This window comes from Ancylobacter sonchi, from assembly GCF_018390695.1.
Lineage (GTDB): Bacteria > Pseudomonadota > Alphaproteobacteria > Rhizobiales > Xanthobacteraceae > Ancylobacter > Ancylobacter sonchi.
Window position 1 is genome coordinate 190,987 of the sequence record NZ_JAHBGF010000020.1, and the last position, 18,866, is coordinate 209,852.

Sequence of the window (18,866 nt, forward strand, 5' to 3'; positions counted from 1 at the left end):
TCGCCAGCATATGGGCCGGTGTGCACCGCGGAAAAGAGCCGGATGGAACACCTTGTCGTCAAATGGCTGGCGCCGGTGCTGCTGGCGGTCGCGGTGCTGGCGGCGCTGCCGCCCGCCGCCGCGCGGGCCGAGCCTGTGCGCCTCGTCGCGCTCGGCGACAGCCTGACCGCCGGATACGGCCTGCCGGCCGCCGATGCCTTCCCGGTGAAGCTCGCGGCGGCGCTGAAGGCGCGCGGACACGATGTCGTGATCGACAATGCCGGGGTTTCCGGCGACACGGCGAGCGCCGGGGCCGCCCGGCTCGACTGGTCGGTGCCGGACGGCACGCAGGGGGTGATCCTCGAACTCGGCGCCAATGACGCGCTGCGCGGCATAGACCCGGTGGTGACCGAGAAGGCACTCGACGCCGCGCTGGCCGGGCTGAAGCAGCGCGGCATCCCGGTGCTGATCGCCGGCATGCTGGCGCCGCCGAACATGGGCGCGGACTACAAGGCGCGCTTCGACGCGATCTATCCGGCGCTGGCCGCCAAATATGGCGCGCCGCTCTACCCTTTCTTTCTCGACGGCGTGACCGGGCAGGGCCCGACGCTCAACCAGGCCGACGGCATGCACCCTACCGCCGCGGGGGTGGACGTGATGGTGGTGAAGATCCTGCCCGCGGTGGAGGCCTGGCTGGCAACGCTGAAGGCCGGTAAGGCCGGATAGCGGAAGTCGCGGACGCGTGCATGGCGGCTTCCGCCCGGCATGCGTGGCTCCATCCCGGCTTTCCTGAGCGTCACCTTGCGGCGGCGTCGAGGGACGGCGTATGACAAACGCAACCATCCCTCCCCGGCATCCCGGAACATCCCATGCACTATCGTCCGCTCGGCCGCACCGGCCTCGAGGTGAGCGCGCTTTGCCTCGGCACCATGACTTACGGGCAGCAGAACACCGAAGCCGAAGGTCATGCCCAGCTCGACTACGCCCTCGGCGAGGGCATCAACTTCATCGACACCGCCGAGCTCTATTCGATCCCGCCCAAGCCCGACACGCAGGGCTCCACCGAGCGCATCATCGGCACCTGGCTCAAGGCGCGCGGCAACCGCGACAAGGTGATCCTCGCCACCAAGGTGGTCGGCCTCTCCGAAATGACCTGGTTCCGCGACGACGGGTCGCCCGGCAAGCCCAACCGCGTGCAGATCCGCGAGGCGGTGGAGAAGAGCCTCAAGCGGCTGCAGACCGACTATATCGACCTCTACCAGCTGCACTGGCCGGGTCGCGAGATGGCCTGGGGCTCCAACCCGACCCGCTGGCCCGAGGGCGCCGATGGCCGGCCGACGCCGGACGAGACGCCGATCCTCGAGACGCTGCGGGCGTTTGGCGAGCTGGTGAGCGAAGGCAAGGTGCGCCATATCGGCCTCTCCAACGAGAGCGCGTGGGGCACGATGCGCTTCCTCGCGGAAGCCGAGAAGCACGGCCTGCCGCGCGTCGCCTCGGTGCAGAACGCCTACAACCTCGTCAACCGCACCTATGAGACCGCGCTCGCCGAGGTGAGCCTGCGCGAGGACGTGGCGCTGCTCGCCTATTCGGCGCTGGGGCAGGGCTTCCTGACCGGCAAGTACCAGAACGGCGCCCGGCCGGCCGGGGCGCGCACCACGTTGTTCGACCGTGGCCAGCGCTACCAGAAGCCGGGCACGGAAGCGGCGATCGACGCCTATCTCGCCATCGCCGCCGAGCATGGCCTCGACCCGGCGCAGATGGCGCTCTCCTTCGCGCTGTCGCGCGGCTTTATGACCTCGGTGATCCTCGGCGCCACCACCATGGAGCAGCTGAAGACCGACATCGCGGCGCAGGATTTGGTGCTGGCGCCGGAAGTGATCGAGAAGATCGACGCCGTGCACCAGCTGACCGGCAACCCGGCACCGTAACGGGCCTCCCTCTCCCTTTCCCCGCACCGAGCCCGGCCGTTGCCGCGTTCGGTCTCCACGAAGGTCAAACGCGGCATCGGCCGGGTGTGACGGACAGGGATGGGGCGAGGGGGGCTTCACGCCTCCCAATGGCGTCGCCCTCACCGACCCGCTGGCGCGGGTCATCTCCGTCGAAACCGGAAAGATCCGGTTTCGACCTTGCCGGAATCGAACTCGGTAACAGCCGTGTTCGGTGCGGGGAGAGGATAAGAAGGGGACAAGGGCGGAAGGGGCGCCCGCGAGGTGGCTCCTCGGTGGTGTTCGGCCGTTGCCGCTACTCGCCGGCCTCGGGCGCGCCGGTCTTGGGAATCCCGGTCTTGGCGGTGCTGCCGGCCGGGGCGCCGTGGCGGGTCATCAGCGGCACCTGCGCCATCGCGAAGACCAAAGTGAGCGGCAGGTAGCCGAAGGTCTTGAAGGCGACCCACGTGTCCGTGGATACCGAGCGCCAGACGATCTCGTTCAGCACCGCCATGGTGATGAAGAACACGCCCCAGCGGATGGTGAGCACGCGCCAGCCTTCCGGCGTCAGCTCGAACACGTCGCCGAGCACATAGGGCAGCAGCGGCTTTTTGAACGCCAGCCCGCCGAGCAGCGCCGCGCCGAACAGCGCGTTGACCAGGGTCGGCTTCATCTTGATGAAGTGGTCGTCCTGCAGGACGATGGTGAGCGTGCCGAACACCAGCACCACGGCGGCGGAGATCAGCGGCATCACCGCGATCTTGCGGGCGATCAGCCACATCAGCGCCAGCGCCACGAAGGTGGCGACCATGAAGGCGCCGGTGGCGGCATAGATGCCGGCACGGCCATTGGCGATGAAGAAGATCACCAGCGGCCCGAGCTCCAGCGCGATCTTGACGAGCGGGCTCATGCTGCGGGGCGCGGCCGGGGGACGGTTATCGTTCATCGCGGTGGAAATCCTCACTTTCCAGCGTTGTCGCCCGGCAATGCGGCGCGATCAAGGGCCGCGCGATCACGGCACGGTTTTCCCGCCTGCGTTTTCGCGACGCAGCCGCACCCGCCGCGCGCGAAGATTCCCTCAGTCGTCGAGGCCGACCACGGCGCGGGCGAAATCGCGCGCGGCGAAGGGCTGCAGATCGTCAATGCCCTCGCCGACGCCGATCAGATGCACCGGCAGGCCGTATCTGGCGGCCAGTGCCACCAGGATGCCGCCGCGCGCGGTGCCGTCGAGCTTGGTCATGACGAGGCCGGTGACGCCGGCGACGCGCTGGAACGCGTCCACCTGCGACAGAGCGTTCTGGCCGACCGTGGCGTCGAGGGTGAGCACCACCGCATGCGGCGCGGTGGGATCCTGCTTCTTGATGACGCGGACGATCTTCTCCAGCTCCGCCATCAGCTCGGCGCGGTTCTGCAGCCGGCCGGCGGTGTCGATGATCAGCACGTCGGCGCCCTCGGCCCTGGCCTGGGCGAGCGCGTCGAAGGCGACGCCGGCGGCGTCGGCGCCCGGCGGGCGGGAGACCAGGGCGGCGCCGGTGCGGTCTGCCCACACCTTCAGCTGCTCGGTGGCGGCCGCGCGGAACGTATCGCCGGCGGCGAGCACCACGCGCTTGCCCTGCGCCCGCAGCACCGAGGCGAGCTTGCCGATGGTGGTGGTCTTGCCCGAGCCGTTGACCCCGACCATCAGGAGCACGAAGGGCTTGGCCTCGGTGCTGAAGCTCAGCGGCCTGGCGACCGGGGCCAGCACCTTCTCGATCTCGGCGGCGACGAGGCCGCGCACTTCCTCCGGCTCGATCTGCTTGTCGTAGCGGCCCTTGCCGACGACTTCAGCGATGCGGGCGGAGGTCTCGACGCCGAGATCGGCGCGGATCAGCACGTCCTCGAGGTCCTCGAGCGTGTCGGCGTCGAGCTTGCGCTTGGTGAACAGGTCGGTGATGCCGGTCGACAGGTTCGACGCGGTGCGCGTCAGCCCCTGTGTCAGGCGCTTCCAGAAGCCGGGGCGGGGAGTGTCGTCGCTCATGTCGCTTCCGAAAGGTTCAGGCGGCGATCAGCCGGGTGCCGAGGAGATGGGTGCCGTCATGCCCGGCGATGCGGACCTCGCCGATGCGGCCCGCCTCCATCGGGGTGACGAGACGCACCGGGGTGAAGGCGCGGGTACGGGCGAGGCCCCCGCGCTCGGCGAGCACTTCCGCCCTGGTGCCGATTTCCGCCGCCAGGTGGCGCAGCAGCGCGGTGGCGCCCTTCTCGCGCAGGCGGCGGGCGCGCTCCTTGACCGCGTCGCCCGGCAGCTGCGGCATGCGCGCCGCCGGCGTGCCGCGCCGCGCCGAGAACGGGAAGACGTGCAGATGCGTCAGCCCGCAATCGTCGACGAGGGCCAGCGAGTTGCGGAAATGCGCCTCGGTCTCGGTCGGGAAGCCGGCGATGATGTCGGCACCGAACACCATGTCCGGTCGGGCGCGGCGGATGCCGGCGCAGAAGTCGATAGCATCGCGGCGGGAGTGACGGCGCTTCATCCGCTTGAGGATGAGGTCGTCGCCGGCCTGCAGCGAGAGATGCAGATGCGGCATCAGCCGCTCTTCCTCGGCGATGGCGCGGATGAGTTCGTCATCCGCCTCGACGGAATCGATGGAGGAGAGCCGCAGGCGCCGCAGCTCCGGCACGTGGCGCAGGATCGCGCGCACCAGCGTGCCGAGCTTCGGCGAACCCGGCAGGCCGGCGCCCCAGGAGGTGAGGTCGACGCCGGTGAGCACGACTTCCGCGTAGCCGTTCTCGACCAGCCGGCGCACCTGCCCCACCACTTCGCCCATCGGCACCGAGCGGGAATTGCCGCGCCCATAGGGGATGATGCAGAAGGTGCAGCGATGGTCGCAGCCGTTTTGCACCTGCACGAAGGCGCGGGTGTGGCCCTCGATCCCGTCGACCTGTAGCCCGTCGATCAGGTGCAGCGCGGTCTCGCGCACGCTCATGATGTCGCCGACGACGGCCTTTTCCTCGTTGCCGATGCCGAAATCGAGCGCCTGGCGGGTGGCGGCCCAAGTCTCCGGCCTCGCCTTCTCGGCATTGCCGACGACGCGCTCGACCTCTTCCATGCCGGCGAAGGTCTCCGGCTCGGTCTGGGCGGCGCAGCCGGTGACGACGATGCGCTTGCCCGGCTGCTCGCGCTTCAGCCGGCGGATCGCCTGCCGGGCCTGGCGCACCGCCTCCGCCGTGACGGCGCAGGTATTGACCACCACGAGGTCGTCGAGCCCCGCCGCGCTGGCGGCGTTCTTCACCGCCGCGGATTCGAGCGTGTTGAGGCGGCAGCCGAAGGTGACGACGTCGATGGACATAAGGCGGTCCTTCAGGCCGTCACGCCGAGCATGTCGGGGGTGAGGCGGCCGGAAAACTCCAGCTCGGCCGGGCCGGTCATCAGGATGTGGTCGTCGGCCTCGCGCCACTCGATGGTGAGGTCGCCGCCGGGAAGGGTGACGGTGACGCGGCGCCCGGTGAGGCCGAGGCGGACGGCGCAGACGGCGGTGGCGCAGGCGGCCGAGCCGCAGGCACGGGTGAGCCCGGCGCCGCGCTCCCACACCTTCAGGAGGATGCGGTCGGGTGCGAGCACCTGCGCCACCGAGATGTTGGCGCGATCCGGGAAGGCGGGATGATGCTCGAGCTCCGGCCCGTAGCGGCCGAGATCGATGGCGGCGGCATCCGGCACGAAGAACACCGCGTGCGGGTTGCCGACATTGGCCACCGCCGGGCCGGCCAGCACCGGGGCTTCCGCCGGGCCGGCCTGGATGTCGATGGCGCGGGTATCGGCCACCGGGCCGGCGAGCGGGATGTCGGCCCAGCCGAAGCGCGGCGGCCCCATGTCGACGGTGATGCCACTGGCGGCGACATTGCAGTCGAGCAGGCCGGCGACGGATTCGAAGCGGATATGGCTGCGGCCGGTGCGGCCATGCTCGTAAAGCGCGATGCAGCGCGTGCCGTTGCCGCAGGCGCCGGCCTCCGAGCCGTCGGCATTGATGATGCGCACATAGGCGTCGATGCCCGGCACGGCGGCGGGGTAGAGCGCCATGATCTGGTCGAAGGGCAGCACCTCCGGCCGGGCGAGGGCGCGCGCCTCCGCCGGCGGCACCGGCACCGGCTCGTCGCGCAGGTCGAGCACGACGATCTCGTTGCCGAGGCCGTTCATCTTCACGAAGGGGCGGTCTGCCAGCGAAGCCATGGTGTTCCGAGAAATGCCCAGCCGGGCGCTCAAGCGGCGGAATTCCGCCCTTATATGGCGAAGCCGGGCGCGAAGGCCAGTGCGTTTGCCGCAGCGCGCCCGTTCCGGCGCCGCAGGCGGGGCCGGGTGCCGGCGATGGAGGCGTGGCGCACAGGCGTGGCGCCGCTGCCGCGCGGGCGGGGAAACGTGGCGGCGGGGGCTTTGCGCCATCGTCGCGCCACCGGCGGGATGCTAAGGATGGGACGGCGTCATGCCGTGCCCGGGTGAACCATGCAGCTTGTCCTTCGGCTCCTGAATCCTCTCGTGAAATCCGTGCTCGCGCTGGCGCTGCTGGCAACGGTGGCGCTGCCGGTCCGGGCGCAGTCGCCCGCGCCGGCTGCCGAGGCACCGGCCGCAGCTGCCCCGTCTCCCGCCGCCCCGTCTCCCGCCGCGCCCGCGACGCCGGATCCGAAGGCCTCCGAGGCTCCCGCCGCGGAGGCTCCTGGCGCCGGCGAGGGCGACATGGTGGCACCGCCGGTGGTCGATCCCAAGGGCGTCGGCACCACGGCGGTGGCGCCGGGCGGCGACCCGCTGCAACGCCCGGACGGCTTCGGCGATCCCGCCGAGATGGTGCCGGTGCCGGTGCTGCAGAAGAGCGCCAAGAGCAACTGGGACGACGGCTTCGCCACGCTGGTGGCGACGCTGAAGGAGGTCTATGCCGAGCTCGACCGGCTGAAGTTGAAGCGGGTCGGCGCGCCGTTCATCGTCTACACCATGACCGACGATGCCGGCTTCGAGTTCGAGGCGGCGGTGCCGTTCTCCGGCGCTACCACCGAGAAGCCGGGGGCGGGCTTCGAATTCTCCGCCTCGCCGGCCGGCAAGGCGCTGCGCTTCACCCATCGCGGTCCCTATGACGCCATGGACCCGACCTATGAGCAGATCGCCAACCTGCTCGATGCCAAGGACCTGGAGGCGCAGGACCTCTATGTTGAGGAGTACCGAGCCGATCCGGTGACGACGCCGGAGGACGATCTCGTCATCGACATCTGGGTGCCGCTGAAGTAGCGGCCGACGTCGAAGCGCGGCCGGCGCTGGCGGGAACCGCGCGGGTCCGCCGGCGGTTGAATCGGGTTCGGCATCACCGGGAGGCCATGATGGCATCCGCGCTGCGCTCGCCGGCCCTCATCGCGTTCTCGCTGCTGGCGACGCTCGCCTATCTCGGCCTCGCCGTGCTCGGCTGGGGCGGCATCGGCGCCTTCTTCGCCGATCCGGCGCGCACCGCCGCCGCGCTGGTGCTGTTCGCGCTGGCGGTGGCGGCGTTGTTCACGCAGGGCAATCTCAGCCCCGGCGAGCGCGAGGACCGCGGCAATCGCTGGGTGCTCGCGGTATTCGGCGTCCTCGGCCTCCTCTCGGCCTGGCTGCCGGCCTATACCGACCAGCTCGATGTGTGGACCTTCGGCGGCGCGGGCGTGCGCTGGCTCGGCCTGCTGCTGTTCGCCGCCGGCGGCGCGCTGCGGCTGTGGCCGGTCTTCGTGCTCGGCAACCGGTTCAGCGGGCTGGTGGCGATCCAGCCCGGCCACAGGCTGGTGACCGACGGCCCCTACCGCCTCATCCGCCATCCCAGCTATGCCGGCCTGCTCATCTGCTCGCTCGGCTGGGCGCTCGTCTTCCGCTCGACGGCCGGGGTGCTGCTGGCGCTGCTGCTCATCCCCCCGCTGATCGCCCGCATCCGGGCGGAGGAGGCGCTGCTGAGCGAGACGTTCGGCGAAGAATATGACGCCTATTGCGCCCGAACCTCGCGGCTGGTGCCCTGCCTCTGGTGACCGCACGGCCGCTTCATTCGCGCCGGCGCCACTTCTGTGCTATGAGGCGCGAAAGCAGTCATTTGCGCACCCGTTGCTGGGCTTATCCGACCGACATGAACACACTGATCGAAACCGCGCCGCGTCCGGCGGCCGGTACTCTTCCTCCCGTCGCCGCCGCGCCGGCCAAGCGCTCGCTCGCCGGCCTCGACCGTGAGGGCCTTTCCGCCGCGCTCGCCGAGATCGGCCTGCCCGAGCGCGAGCGGCGCATGCGCGTCGCCCAGCTCTGGCACTGGATCTATCTGCGCGGCGCTACCTCCTTCGACGCCATGACCAATGTCGGCAAGGGGCTGCGCGAGAAGCTCGGCACAGCCTTCACTCTCGACCGCCCCGAGGTGGTGGTCGAGCAGGTCTCCGCCGATGGCACCCGCAAATGGCTGCTGCGCCTGCCGCCCGACATCGCCGGCGACAAGCCGCACGATGTCGAGATGGTCTACATCCCCGAGAGCGACCGCGGCACGCTGTGCGTCTCCTCGCAGGTGGGCTGCACGCTGAACTGCTCGTTCTGCCACACCGGCACCCAGCGGCTGGTGCGCAACCTGACCGCCGCCGAGATCGTCGCGCAGGTGATGGTCGCGCGGGATCGTCTGGGCGATTACCCCGGGCAGGAACGCGCCGTCGGGCCGGGTCTGCCGACCGAGGGCGACCGCCTGGTCACCAACATCGTGTTCATGGGCATGGGCGAGCCGCTCTATGCCTATGACTCGGTCGCGAAATCCATCGAGGTGCTGGCGGATGGCGAGGGGCTCGGCATCGGCAAGCGCCGCATCACCGTTTCCACCTCCGGCGTGGTGCCGGAGATCGAGAAGCTCGGCGCCGAGGTCGGGCCGATGCTCGCCATCTCGCTGCACGCGGTGCGCGACGAACTGCGCGACGTGCTGGTGCCGATCAACAAGAAGTACCCGCTGCGCGAGCTGCTCGACGCCTGCCGTAACTACCCGGCGGCGTCGAATGCCAAGCGCATCACCTTCGAATACGTCATGCTCAAGGGCGTGAACGACAGCCCGTCCGACGCCAAGGCGCTGGTGAAGCTGCTGGCCGGCATCCCGGCCAAGATCAACCTGATCCCGTTCAACCCGTGGCCGGGCACCAAATATGAGTGCTCGGACTGGGAGACCATCGAGCAGTTCTCCGACATCGTGTTCCGCGCCGGCTATTCGAGCCCGGTGCGCACGCCGCGCGGGCGCGACATCCTCGCCGCCTGCGGGCAGCTGAAGAGCGAGACCGAGAAGCTGTCCGCCCGCGAAAGGCTCGCCCTGCGCGCCATGGCGGCCTCGGCGGAATAGCGGCGTGGACAGCCTGCTGCGTCTGTTGCTGCGCTTCGTGCTGGTGCCGTTCGGGCTGGTCTGCGCCCTGATCGTCTCGGTGATGGTGATGATCGCCGGTTCCTGGCGGGTCGGCGACATCCTCGCCGGTACGCAGGACATCGACGCGATCCGGCTGTTCGACGCGGCGATGATCTCCGGGCTCGCTCTGTCCGGCGCGGCGCTGATGATGTGGGCGGTGGCGCTGATCGGCGTTTTGTTCGCCGAGATGTTCGGCGTGCGTTCCTGGCTGTTCCACGTGGCGAACGGGGCGATTTCCGCCTGGCTCGGGGCGCAGCTGTTCCCGCCCTTCCCGGAAGGCGCGGCGCTGGCCAGCTTCGACGTCAACCTCTACATCCTCGGCGCCGGGCTCGCCGGCGGGCTGGCCTACTGGCTGGTGGCTGGGTGGAGCGCCGGCTTCTGGAAGCCGGTCTTCGCCGAGCGCATTCCGGCGCCAGCGGCGGCGCCTCTCCCGCCGGCACAGCCGGTTCCCCCGTCGCAGCCTCTTCCCCCGTCGCAGGCCTTGCCCTTGCCGGAGGCGACCAAATCGCCGCCCTCCGCGCCGAGTGGTGGACCCGCTGCGCCGCCCACCCCCTGAGCGCCGCAGATGAGCGTCGCACTTGCGCATGCGCGCGCCATGCCTATAGTCCGCGCGCTTTCAAATCCCCTGCCTCTCTTCCTGTCTTCTCGCGGAATCCTTCGACATGGCTGACGTCAAGCGCGTGGTCCTCGCCTATTCGGGCGGTCTCGACACCTCGGTGATCCTCAAATGGCTGCAGACCACCTATGGCTGCGAGGTGGTGACCTTCACCGCCGATCTCGGCCAGGGCGAGGAGCTGGAGCCGGCGCGCAAGAAGGCCGAGCTGCTCGGCATCAAGCCGGAGCACATCTTCATCGAGGACGTGCGCGAGGAGTTCGTGCGCGACTACGTGTTCCCGATGTTCCGCGCGAATGCCCTTTACGAAGGCCTATATTTGCTCGGCACCTCGATCGCCCGGCCGCTGATCGCCAAGAAGCAGATCGAGATCGCCCGCAAGGTCGGCGGCGATGCCGTCTCGCATGGCGCCACCGGCAAGGGCAACGACCAGGTGCGCTTCGAGCTGAGCTATTACGCGCTCGAGCCGGAGATCAAGATCATCGCGCCGTGGCGCGAATGGGACCTGCGCTCGCGCGAGCAGCTGATCGCCTTCGCCGAAAGCCACCAGATCCCGATCGCCAAGGACAAGCGCGGCGAGGCGCCGTTCTCCGTCGACGCCAACCTGCTGCACTCCTCCTCCGAGGGCAAGGTGCTGGAGGACCCGTCGGTCGAGGCGCCGGAGATGGTGTATATGCGCACCATCGCCCCCGAGGACGCGCCGGACAAGGCGACCTACATCACCGTCGATTTCGAGCAGGGCGACGCGGTGGCCATCGACGGCGAGACGCTGTCGCCGGCCGCGCTGCTGACGCGCCTCAACGCGCTCGGCAAGGAAAACGGCATCGGCCGGCTCGACCTCGTCGAGAACCGCTTCGTCGGCATGAAGTCGCGCGGCGTCTACGAGACCCCCGGCGGCACCATCCTGATCGCGGCGCATCGCGGCATCGAGAGCATCACGCTGGACCGCGGCGCGGCGCATCTCAAGGACGAGCTGATGCCGCGCTATGCCGAGCTGATCTATAACGGCTTCTGGTTCTCGCCCGAGCGCGAGATGCTGCAGGTGCTGATCGACAAGAGCCAGGAATTCGTCACCGGCCAGGTGCGGCTGAAGCTCTACAAGGGCAATGTCGCCGTGGTCGGCCGCTCCTCGCCCTATTCGCTGTACAACCAGGACCTCGTCACCTTCGAGGAAGGCGCGGTCGCCTATGACCACCGCGACGCCGCCGGCTTCATCAAGCTGAACGCGCTGCGCCTGCGCACGCTCGCCAATCGCGACCGCAAGGTCGGCGGCTGAGCGGCGCTTCCGGGGACACGAGGATGAAGGCCCGGCCGCGCGCCGGGCCTTTTCTTTTTGGCGGGCTCGTTCAGCCCAGCGGCACCTTGCGGTTCTCGCCGAGATCGGGCCTTCCGCCGGCCAGGCGGGCGGTGGCCAGCTTGAGCGCGATCACCACCGAGCTCGACGGGCCGTCCCAATATTCCGCGTCCTCGGGCAGGAAGCGCAGCACGCAGATATCGGGATCGTCCTTGCCGGCCGGCCAGAAGGCGCGGGCAGCATCGTTCCACAATTCATCGATGCGCAGCCGGTCATGGCTGATCTCGGTCTCGCCGGAGACCGACAGATAGTCGTTGCGGCCGGGATGGGCGAAGATCAGCGCGCCCTGCGGATCGCGCTCCAACTCCTCGTCCATGTGGCCGCGCCGGTCGGACAGGAACCAGACGCAGCCCTCGCCGCGCGAGGGCATGGCATGCATCGGCCGGCCGCGCAGGGCGATACCCTGCTTGGTCACCAGCATGCAGGTGCGGATGTCCTCCATCATCTTCCACACATGGTCGATGGCTTCGGTCGTGGTGCGGACGGTGCGTTCCATGGCGAAAGCTCCCTTGCTGGCCGGGTGAGGGACGACTGCCATGCCAACCCGCAAACGCCGGTGCCGGTTCCGTCACATGCTGTCGCGGCCGGGCATGGCGAGGCCGGCCGTTGCCGAGCTTTCGTGAAGCGGGTGCTAGAGCCTGTTCCGCGAACGCTGAAAGGCCTTCGCGACGAAAACAGGCTCCAGCTTATTGAATCGAGAGCATTTTCTTATCGATCGGGCGATTTCACCTGATCAGGAAAGGCTCTAGCGTTTAAACTCGCGGTGCGGCATGGCTGTACCGGGCGGGCGGGAAACCGCCGTTACGGGAACCGCCGCCGCGGGGAACTCGCAAGGGAGACGTCGCATGCCCTGGTCGCTGACCGTCGGTCACATCTACGGCACCGCCGTGCGCATCCACGTCACCTTCCTGCTGTTCCTGGTGTGGATCTGGGTGGCGTACTACCAGCGCGGCGGCAGCGGCGCCGCCTGGGAGGGTGTCGCCTTCGTGGCGCTGCTGTTCCTGTGCGTGCTGCTGCACGAGTTCGGCCACATCTTCGCGGCGCGCCGCTACGGGGTGAAGACGCCGGAGGTGACGCTGTGGCCGTTCGGCGGCATCGCCCGGCTGGAGCGCATTCCCGAGAAGCCGTCCGAGGAGCTGGTGGTGGCGCTGGCCGGCCCGGCGGTGAACGTGGTGATCGCGCTGGTGCTGATCCTGGTGCTGGGCGGCACCACCGGCGTCGAGCATCTGGAGAACATCGACAACCCGCAGATCGGCCTGCTCGCCAAGCTGGCAGGCGCCAACATCTTCCTCGTGGTGTTCAACCTCATCCCGGCCTTCCCGATGGATGGCGGGCGGGTGCTGCGGGCGCTGCTCGCCATGCGGATGGGCCATGCGCAGGCGACCCAGACCGCCGCCTCGATCGGGCAGGCGCTGGCCATCGGCCTCGGCTTCCTCGGCATTTTCGGCAACCCGATGCTGATCATCATCGCCGTCTTCGTGTTCCTCGCCGCCTCCGGCGAGGCCGGGACCGTGCAGATGCGGCAGGCGGCGCGGGGCGTGCTGGTGCAGGACGCGATGATCACGCATTTCGAGACGCTGGGGACGCAGGCGAGCGTCGGCGACGCCGCCGAAGCGCTGATCCGCACCACCCAGAAGGAATTCCCCGTCGTCGACGGCGGCGGGCACCTGCGCGGCGTGCTCACCCGCGACGCCATGATCCGGGCGCTGCAGGCCGGCGGCCCGCAGGCGCCGGTGATCGAGGCCATGCAGGCCGACATCCCGACGCTGCCGGTGCGCGCGCCGCTCGACCAGGCGCTCAAGCTGCTCACCGAGAGCCGGGCGCCGGTGCTCGGCGCGCTCGACGCCGAGGGGCGGCTCGCCGGGCTGCTGTCGCCGGAGAATGTCGGCGAGATGATGATGCTGCGCGCCGCCCAGCCCGAGGCGCGCTTCGGGCCCTGGGCGCGGCGCGGCGCCGGGCCGAGCGGTCCCACCGGGCCGGGCATCGGCGCCGGCTAGGCGTCGTGCGAAGATCGCCGCCGACCGCTTCGCTCTCCACGGCCGGGCCCGACCAACGGGGCGGCGCTTTCCGGCCAGCAGCCGCACAGGACGAGACATGACCTATCAGGGCCCGCCGCCGCCCCCTCCCGTGACGCTTCAGGACCGGCTGGAAGGGCCGGTGCTGGTCGCGATCTTCGTGATCGCGACGGCGCTTATGGGGTTCTCCGGCGCCGGGGAGCTGTATCCGGCGCCGATCGCCATCGTCGGGGCGCTGTTCTGGCACGACCGGGTGCGCCGCCGTAACCAGGAGCGCGGCCAGTTCGCCCCGAACCTGGTGGGCTATCTGCTGATCTTCGTGGTGTTCGCGTATCTTGGCTACGGCGTCGGAAGCTTCGCCGCCGACCAGATGTACTGAACCGCCGCTACTCGGCCTGCTTCACCCCGGTGATGCCGGTGAAGGCCGGCGGGTCGCTGGCCGGGAAGCTCTCGTCGAGCGCCTCGTCGATATCCGCCTCGCTCGGCGGCGGCGCCGGCTTGTTTTCCGGGATCGGCACCGCGCCGGTGATGCCGGAGAACGCCGGCGGATCGCTGGCGGGAAAGCTTTCCTCCAGCGCCTCGTCGACCTCGGCCTCGTCCGGTTTGTCGGCCTCGGGACGTCCGTTCATCGCAACCCCTCCGTATGACCCGCGCGATCGGCCATGCCGACGCGTCTCTCATGACAACTGGGATGGCGGCGCCGTCATTCAAGCCGCCGGGCCGGTCATCCTGCCGAGACTGTCATGTACTCGCCGCCGGATCTTGCGGAAGGAACCGTCCGCCGCCTCGGGCGTTCCTCATGTCCGCCGTGGACGGACCCACGGTGAGCCGGCGTGCCGGCTTGCGGCGCGCCACCCCGATGAGGAGGAGCATCGCCATGGAAAAACGACCCGACCACTCCGGCGCGGACCATTCCCTGGCCCGGCTGCAGTATTGGCCGGCCTCGCATGACGTCCACGGACCGGACCACTGGCCGGACAGCTACGAGTTCGAGACGGTGGACGATGCCGTCGCCTTCGCCATGACGCAGTCGCCCGCCGGGCGCGACGTCGCCTGGCTGCGCACACCGGAGGGAGAGATCCTCAAGGCCGGGCAGATTCGGCGGCTCTGGGAGATGCGCCACCCGCACTGAGCCGGCTCCGACCGGCTTTCGCCGGGTCGCGCGCGGCTTTTGCGCGGCCCGGCGTTGCCTTTGCGGGCTTTGTGAGTATAGTGCGCCGCAAAATTTCTCATGCGGGTCCGAACTGCCTTCGGGCCCGCTTTTTGGTGTTTGACCTTATGAAGCTGCGCAACATCGCCATCATCGCCCACGTCGACCACGGCAAGACCACGCTGGTGGACGAACTGCTCAAGCAGTCCGGCTCCTACCGCGAGAACCAGCGCGTCGCCGAACGGGTGATGGACAGCAATGATCTCGAAAAGGAGCGCGGCATCACCATCCTCGCCAAGGCCACCTCGGTGGTCTGGAAGGATACCCGCATCAACATCGTCGACACCCCCGGCCACGCCGATTTCGGCGGTGAGGTGGAGCGCATCCTCAACATGGTGGACGGCGCCATCGTGCTGGTCGACGCCGCCGAGGGCCCGATGCCGCAGACCAAGTTCGTGGTCGGCAAGGCGCTGAAGGTCGGGCTGCGTCCCATCGTCGCCATCAACAAGGTCGACCGCTCCGACGCCCGCTCGCAGGAAGTCATCAACGAGGTGTTCGACCTGTTCGCGGCGCTCGACGCCAATGACGACCAGCTCGACTTCCCGATCCTCTACGGGTCCGGCCGCAATGGCTGGATGGCGCATTCGCCGGAAGGCCCGCAGGACGAGGGCATGGCCCCCCTGTTCGACCTGGTGCTCAAGCACGTGCCCGAGCCCACCGTCGATGACGGCCCGTTCCGCATGATCGGCACGCTGCTGGAAGCCAACCCCTTCCTCGGCCGCATGATCACCGGGCGCATCACCTCCGGCTCGATCAAGCCGAACCAGTCGGTGAAGGTGTTGGCGCAGGACGGCTCGGTGGTCGAGCAGGGTCGCGTGTCCAAGATCCTCGCCTTCCGCGGCATCGAGCGCCAGCCGATCGACGAGGGCGTGCAGGGCGACATCATCGCCATCGCCGGCCTCTCCAAGGGCACCGTCGCCGACACGTTCTGCGACCTTTCGGTCGACGCCCCGCTCAAGGCGCAGCCGATCGACCCGCCGACCGTCACCATGTCGTTCATCGTCAACGATTCGCCGCTCGCCGGCACCGAGGGCGACAAGGTGACCAGCCGCGTCATTCGCGACCGCCTGCTGCGCGAGGCGGAAGGCAATGTGGCGCTGAAGATCGAGGAATCCAGCGACAAGGACAGCTTCTTCGTGTCCGGCCGCGGTGAACTCCAGCTTGCCGTGCTGATCGAGACCATGCGCCGCGAAGGCTTCGAGATCGCCGTCTCGCGTCCGCGCGTGGTGTTTACCAAGGACGCCGACAGCGGCGAGATCCTCGAGCCGATCGAGGAAGTGCTGATCGACGTGGACGAGGAATATTCCGGCGTGGTCGTTCAGAAGATGAGCGAGCGCCGGGCCGAGATGGTGGAGATGAAGCCTTCGGGCGGCAGCCGCCAGCGTCTGGTGTTCTACGCGCCCACCCGCGGCCTCATCGGCTATCAGGGCGAGCTGATGACCGACACGCGCGGCACCGCGATCATGAACCGGCTGTTCCACGCCTATCAGCCGCATCGCGGCGAAATCCCCGGCCGCCGTAATGGCGTGCTGATCTCGAACGAGGCGGGCGAGGCGGTGGCCTATGCGCTGTGGAACCTCGAGGATCGCGGCCCGATGATGATCGAGCCGGGCTGGAAGGTCTATCAGGGCATGATCGTCGGCGAGCACAACCGCGAGAACGATCTCGAGGTGAACGTGCTCAAGGGCAAGAAGCTCACCAATATCCGCACCACCTCCAAGGACGAGGCCGTGCGCCTCACCCCGCCGATCCGCATGACGCTGGAGCGTTCGCTGGCCTGGATTCAGGACGACGAACTGGTCGAGGTGACGCCGAAGTCGATCCGCATCCGCAAGCGCTGGCTCGACCCGAACGAGCGCAAGCGCGAGGAGCGCCGCAAGGAAGCCGAGGGCGTCTGACGCTCCGGCACCCTCGCCGACCCGAGACAATGACGGCCGCTCCTCCCGGGGAGCGGCCGTTTTCTTTGCGGGCCCGGCGGGCGGGTCGCCCTTTGGCGGCGGGGCTTTGGTGGCGGGCTTTGGTGGATCGTCGCGCGATTTCGCCACAAAGCTACTTGATCCCGCGCCCGGCTTTTGCTCCCATCAGGGCATGGGCACGCTTCTCATCGAAACGCGCCGGGCCCGCCCGGCTGATGCGGCCGACGTCGCCGAGATCCACGACTCGGCGTGGCGCGCGGCCTATCGCGGTCTCATTCCCGGCGTGGAGCTCGAAAAGATGATCGAGCGGCGCGGGCCGGGCTGGTGGGAAACCGCCCTGCGGCGCGGCTCGCGCGTGCTGGTGCTCACCCATGCCGACCGCATCGCCGGCTACGCCAATCTCGGCCGCAACCGCGCCCGTGGCCTGCCCTATGAGGGCGAGATCTACGAACTCTATCTCCGGCCGGAATATCAGGGGCTCGGCTTTGGTCGCCGGCTGTTCGCCGATTCCCGCAAGGAACTCGCCAGCCTGGGCTTCGACGGCGTGACGGTGTGGGCGCTGGCCGCCAACGAGCCGGCGCTCGCCTTCTACCGCGCGCTCGGCGGCGCCAATATCGCCCGCTCCTCCGAGACCTTCGGCGGGCGCACGCTGGAAAAGCTGGCTTTCGGCTGGGCCGGCTGAGCCCGGCGCCGGTGCCGGCCTGACGCGGCTGCGGGGCCGACGTTTTTCACAGCCTGACGTTTTTCAGGATCCGACACGCCCCGCACGGGCCATCACAAGGCGGCGAGCCTGCCGGCGATCGCCTCGGCATCGCCGCGGATGCGGAAGGTCTTCAGTCGGGCCGTGGCGCCGGCAACCAGTTCCACCTGCGTCGCCGGCACGTCCAGCAGCCGCGCCAGCAGGCGGATGACGGCGGCATTGGCCTTGCCGTCCTCCGGCGCGACGCTGACCCGCGCCTTCAACGCCTGCCTGCCGTCCGCCAGATCGACGAAGCCCTCGACGGCGTCGCGCCCGCCGCGCGGCGTGACGCGCACGCTGAGCGTCACGCCGTCGGCGGTGGGCGTCCAGGCGGCTTGCCCGGTCACGGTCGTCTGGCTCAGGCCAGCAGTTCGAACACCAGGTTGCGGATGAAATACAGGCCGATGATCAGGATGATCGGCGAAATGTCGATGCCGCCGAGATTGGGCAGCAGGCGGCGGATCGGCGCCAGCACCGGCTCGGTGACACGCCACAGGAACTCGCCGACACTGCGCACCACCTGGTTGTGCGGATTGACCACGTTGAACGCCACCAGCCAGGAGAGGATGGCCGAGGCGATGAGGATCCAGACATAGAGCGAGATGATCGTGTCGAACAGCCAGAGCAGCGAATACATCGCGAACCTCAAGGAGGGCGGGCGGCGCGGGGCCGAAGCTGACGAATGCTTAAAGGCGCCGCCGCATCGCGGCAACCCCGATCGCACGGGAGGCCGCGCTTCCCGCCTTCCCGAAGGGGCGGGCCGGCGTGAGCGGCCGGTGTCCGGCGATTTACAGGACGGGCGGCGCGGCCTTCCCCGGGGAAGGCGACTTCGCCTGTGCGTGGCATCACGAGCCCGCTTGACAGGGCGGCGGAGGCGAACGTACAAGGCGCGGCCTGATGGTGAGGGGCCGTAGCTCAGTTGGGAGAGCGCTGCAATCGCACTGCAGAGGTCAGGGGTTCAAATCCCCTCGGCTCCACCATCGGATTAGCATAGCGACTTGATTTTATTTAATAAAAAATCAGTCGCCAAGGCAGCGCCCCGATAATCGCCCCAACTACTGACGCCGGTAGGACCGATGGCGACGACTTCTGCGCTGCATTTCCTGCTTGCGATACAATCAATCCGCGTAACTAAATGGCCGCTCGCGCGCTGATGCAGGCTTTCCTCGTGCAGGAGGCCTTCATGGTTGACTTGCGAGTGATCGACGGCGGCGGCGGCGGACGAGGCGACAAGCAGGCGCAATGGGCAGAGGAAATGGCCGCCCAAGCGTTGGAGCGTCTTGGGGGCGAGATACTTCGTGGCGCCGCTCGTGGGCCTGAGAATGCATGCCGTGTGGGCGCCGCCGTCCGGAATCTCTACGAGCACCTCACTCCTGTGCCACCATGGATGCCGGCCTTCGAAGCGCGAACGGCCGGCCACTGCCGGACAATCCCGATAAGTGGGACGAAGAACCCCCCTGGCTGCTGAACTGTGCTCTCCGACCAGCGGCAGAGACCATCGCGGCGGATGGGTTCGCTTGCGGCCACACCTCTCAGCGTCGCCGGGACTTCGATCATGCCGTCGAACAGTACCTCCCTCAAAGGGAAGGGCGCTGGCATGAGGGCGGCTGAAGCCATCTGACGCGATTGCTGGAGCAGTTGCCGCCTTTGTGGCCACCGCCTTCGCCTGGCCGGGTTAGCCGAGCCAAGAAGCGGCAGCCTACCACCAAACCAAAGCAGCCGGC

At 68.9% G+C, this 18,866-nt stretch carries 21 protein-coding genes and 1 tRNA gene; 13 read left to right on the forward strand and 9 right to left on the reverse strand.

Translation table 11 applies throughout. The features are described from left to right. Window positions 1–42: 42 nt before the first annotated feature. Together KHC28_RS11545 and KHC28_RS11550 are read left to right on the forward strand one after the other, a co-directional pair. Window positions 43–705: an arylesterase gene (locus tag KHC28_RS11545; protein ID WP_214008501.1), complete on the forward strand. Its 663-nt coding sequence runs from the start codon at window positions 43–45 to the stop codon at window positions 703–705. 143 nt (window positions 706–848) lie between these two features. Beyond that, window positions 849–1,907, forward strand: a complete 1,059-nt coding sequence (locus KHC28_RS11550; RefSeq protein ID WP_214008502.1) for an NADP(H)-dependent aldo-keto reductase — start codon at window positions 849–851, stop codon at window positions 1,905–1,907. 313 nt (window positions 1,908–2,220) lie between these two features. Here KHC28_RS11550 and KHC28_RS11555 read toward each other — a convergent pair whose 3' ends face one another. The 4 genes from KHC28_RS11555 to dapF form a co-directional block, all read right to left on the reverse strand. Then, window positions 2,221–2,850, reverse strand: a complete 630-nt coding sequence (locus KHC28_RS11555) for a septation protein A (protein ID WP_214008503.1) — start codon at window positions 2,848–2,850, stop codon at window positions 2,221–2,223. Between the two features lie 132 nt (window positions 2,851–2,982). Next, window positions 2,983–3,921 carry a signal recognition particle-docking protein FtsY gene (gene ftsY / locus KHC28_RS11560; RefSeq protein WP_214008504.1) on the reverse strand — a complete coding sequence of 313 codons (939 nt, stop codon included), beginning with the start codon at window positions 3,919–3,921 and terminating at the stop codon, window positions 2,983–2,985. 16 nt (window positions 3,922–3,937) lie between these two features. Further along, window positions 3,938–5,230, reverse strand: a complete 1,293-nt coding sequence (gene mtaB, locus KHC28_RS11565; protein ID WP_214008505.1) for a tRNA (N(6)-L-threonylcarbamoyladenosine(37)-C(2))-methylthiotransferase MtaB — start codon at window positions 5,228–5,230, stop codon at window positions 3,938–3,940. Between the two features lie 11 nt (window positions 5,231–5,241). After that, on the reverse strand, window positions 5,242–6,108 hold the full coding sequence (gene dapF, locus KHC28_RS11570) for a diaminopimelate epimerase (RefSeq protein WP_214008506.1): 867 nt from the start codon (window positions 6,106–6,108) through the stop codon (window positions 5,242–5,244). Between the two features lie 303 nt (window positions 6,109–6,411). Between dapF and KHC28_RS11575 the strand changes: the two genes are divergently transcribed. From KHC28_RS11575 to KHC28_RS11595, 5 genes are all read left to right on the forward strand, one after another. Then, window positions 6,412–7,152, forward strand: a complete 741-nt coding sequence (locus KHC28_RS11575; protein ID WP_312893167.1) for a GyrI-like domain-containing protein — start codon at window positions 6,412–6,414, stop codon at window positions 7,150–7,152. Window positions 7,153–7,241: 89 nt separating this feature from the next. Then, window positions 7,242–7,910, forward strand: a complete 669-nt coding sequence (locus KHC28_RS11580; protein ID WP_214008508.1) for a methyltransferase family protein — start codon at window positions 7,242–7,244, stop codon at window positions 7,908–7,910. Between the two features lie 95 nt (window positions 7,911–8,005). Then, the gene (gene rlmN, locus KHC28_RS11585; RefSeq protein ID WP_214008509.1) at window positions 8,006–9,235 is read left to right on the forward strand and encodes a dual-specificity RNA methyltransferase RlmN; all 1,230 of its coding nucleotides are present in this window, start codon (window positions 8,006–8,008) and stop codon (window positions 9,233–9,235) included. 4 nt (window positions 9,236–9,239) lie between these two features. Further along, window positions 9,240–9,851 carry a hypothetical protein gene (locus KHC28_RS11590; protein ID WP_214008510.1) on the forward strand — a complete coding sequence of 204 codons (612 nt, stop codon included), beginning with the start codon at window positions 9,240–9,242 and terminating at the stop codon, window positions 9,849–9,851. A gap of 106 nt (window positions 9,852–9,957) precedes the next feature. Continuing rightward, complete coding sequence (locus KHC28_RS11595; RefSeq protein ID WP_214008511.1) at window positions 9,958–11,184, forward strand: argininosuccinate synthase; 1,227 nt, start codon at window positions 9,958–9,960, stop codon at window positions 11,182–11,184. Window positions 11,185–11,254: 70 nt separating this feature from the next. On the opposite strand, the gene KHC28_RS11600 is transcribed toward KHC28_RS11595, so the two are convergent. Next, on the reverse strand, window positions 11,255–11,758 hold the full coding sequence (locus KHC28_RS11600; protein WP_214008512.1) for a pyridoxamine 5'-phosphate oxidase family protein: 504 nt from the start codon (window positions 11,756–11,758) through the stop codon (window positions 11,255–11,257). A gap of 349 nt (window positions 11,759–12,107) precedes the next feature. Between KHC28_RS11600 and KHC28_RS11605 the strand changes: the two genes are divergently transcribed. After that, window positions 12,108–13,259 carry a site-2 protease family protein gene (locus tag KHC28_RS11605; protein ID WP_214008513.1) on the forward strand — a complete coding sequence of 384 codons (1,152 nt, stop codon included), beginning with the start codon at window positions 12,108–12,110 and terminating at the stop codon, window positions 13,257–13,259. A 97-nt stretch (window positions 13,260–13,356) separates the two neighbouring features. Then, entirely contained in the window at window positions 13,357–13,656 is a 300-nt protein-coding gene (locus KHC28_RS11610) for a hypothetical protein (protein ID WP_214008514.1), read from the forward strand. A gap of 7 nt (window positions 13,657–13,663) precedes the next feature. On the opposite strand, the gene KHC28_RS11615 is transcribed toward KHC28_RS11610, so the two are convergent. Further along, window positions 13,664–13,906, reverse strand: a complete 243-nt coding sequence (locus KHC28_RS11615) for a hypothetical protein (protein ID WP_214008515.1) — start codon at window positions 13,904–13,906, stop codon at window positions 13,664–13,666. Between the two features lie 248 nt (window positions 13,907–14,154). Between KHC28_RS11615 and KHC28_RS11620 the strand changes: the two genes are divergently transcribed. From KHC28_RS11620 to KHC28_RS11630, 3 genes are all read left to right on the forward strand, one after another. Continuing rightward, window positions 14,155–14,409 carry a hypothetical protein gene (locus tag KHC28_RS11620; RefSeq protein WP_214008516.1) on the forward strand — a complete coding sequence of 85 codons (255 nt, stop codon included), beginning with the start codon at window positions 14,155–14,157 and terminating at the stop codon, window positions 14,407–14,409. A gap of 146 nt (window positions 14,410–14,555) precedes the next feature. After that, complete coding sequence (typA, locus tag KHC28_RS11625; RefSeq protein ID WP_214008517.1) at window positions 14,556–16,385, forward strand: translational GTPase TypA; 1,830 nt, start codon at window positions 14,556–14,558, stop codon at window positions 16,383–16,385. A gap of 190 nt (window positions 16,386–16,575) precedes the next feature. Further along, on the forward strand, window positions 16,576–17,085 hold the full coding sequence (locus KHC28_RS11630; protein ID WP_214008518.1) for a GNAT family N-acetyltransferase: 510 nt from the start codon (window positions 16,576–16,578) through the stop codon (window positions 17,083–17,085). Between the two features lie 92 nt (window positions 17,086–17,177). Here the strand turns inward: KHC28_RS11630 and KHC28_RS11635 are convergent, their stop codons facing one another. Beyond that, entirely contained in the window at window positions 17,178–17,489 is a 312-nt protein-coding gene (locus KHC28_RS11635) for a DUF167 family protein (protein ID WP_214008519.1), read from the reverse strand. A gap of 11 nt (window positions 17,490–17,500) precedes the next feature. Beyond that, entirely contained in the window at window positions 17,501–17,779 is a 279-nt protein-coding gene (locus tag KHC28_RS11640; RefSeq protein WP_214008520.1) for a YggT family protein, read from the reverse strand. A 267-nt stretch (window positions 17,780–18,046) separates the two neighbouring features. Between KHC28_RS11640 and KHC28_RS11645 the strand changes: the two genes are divergently transcribed. Next, window positions 18,047–18,122 (forward strand) — tRNA-Ala (locus KHC28_RS11645). A 5-nt stretch (window positions 18,123–18,127) separates the two neighbouring features. On the opposite strand, the gene KHC28_RS11650 is transcribed toward KHC28_RS11645, so the two are convergent. After that, a complete protein-coding gene (locus tag KHC28_RS11650; RefSeq protein ID WP_214008521.1) occupies window positions 18,128–18,508 on the reverse strand; it encodes a hypothetical protein in 381 nt (126 codons plus the stop codon). Window positions 18,509–18,866 lie beyond the last annotated feature (358 nt).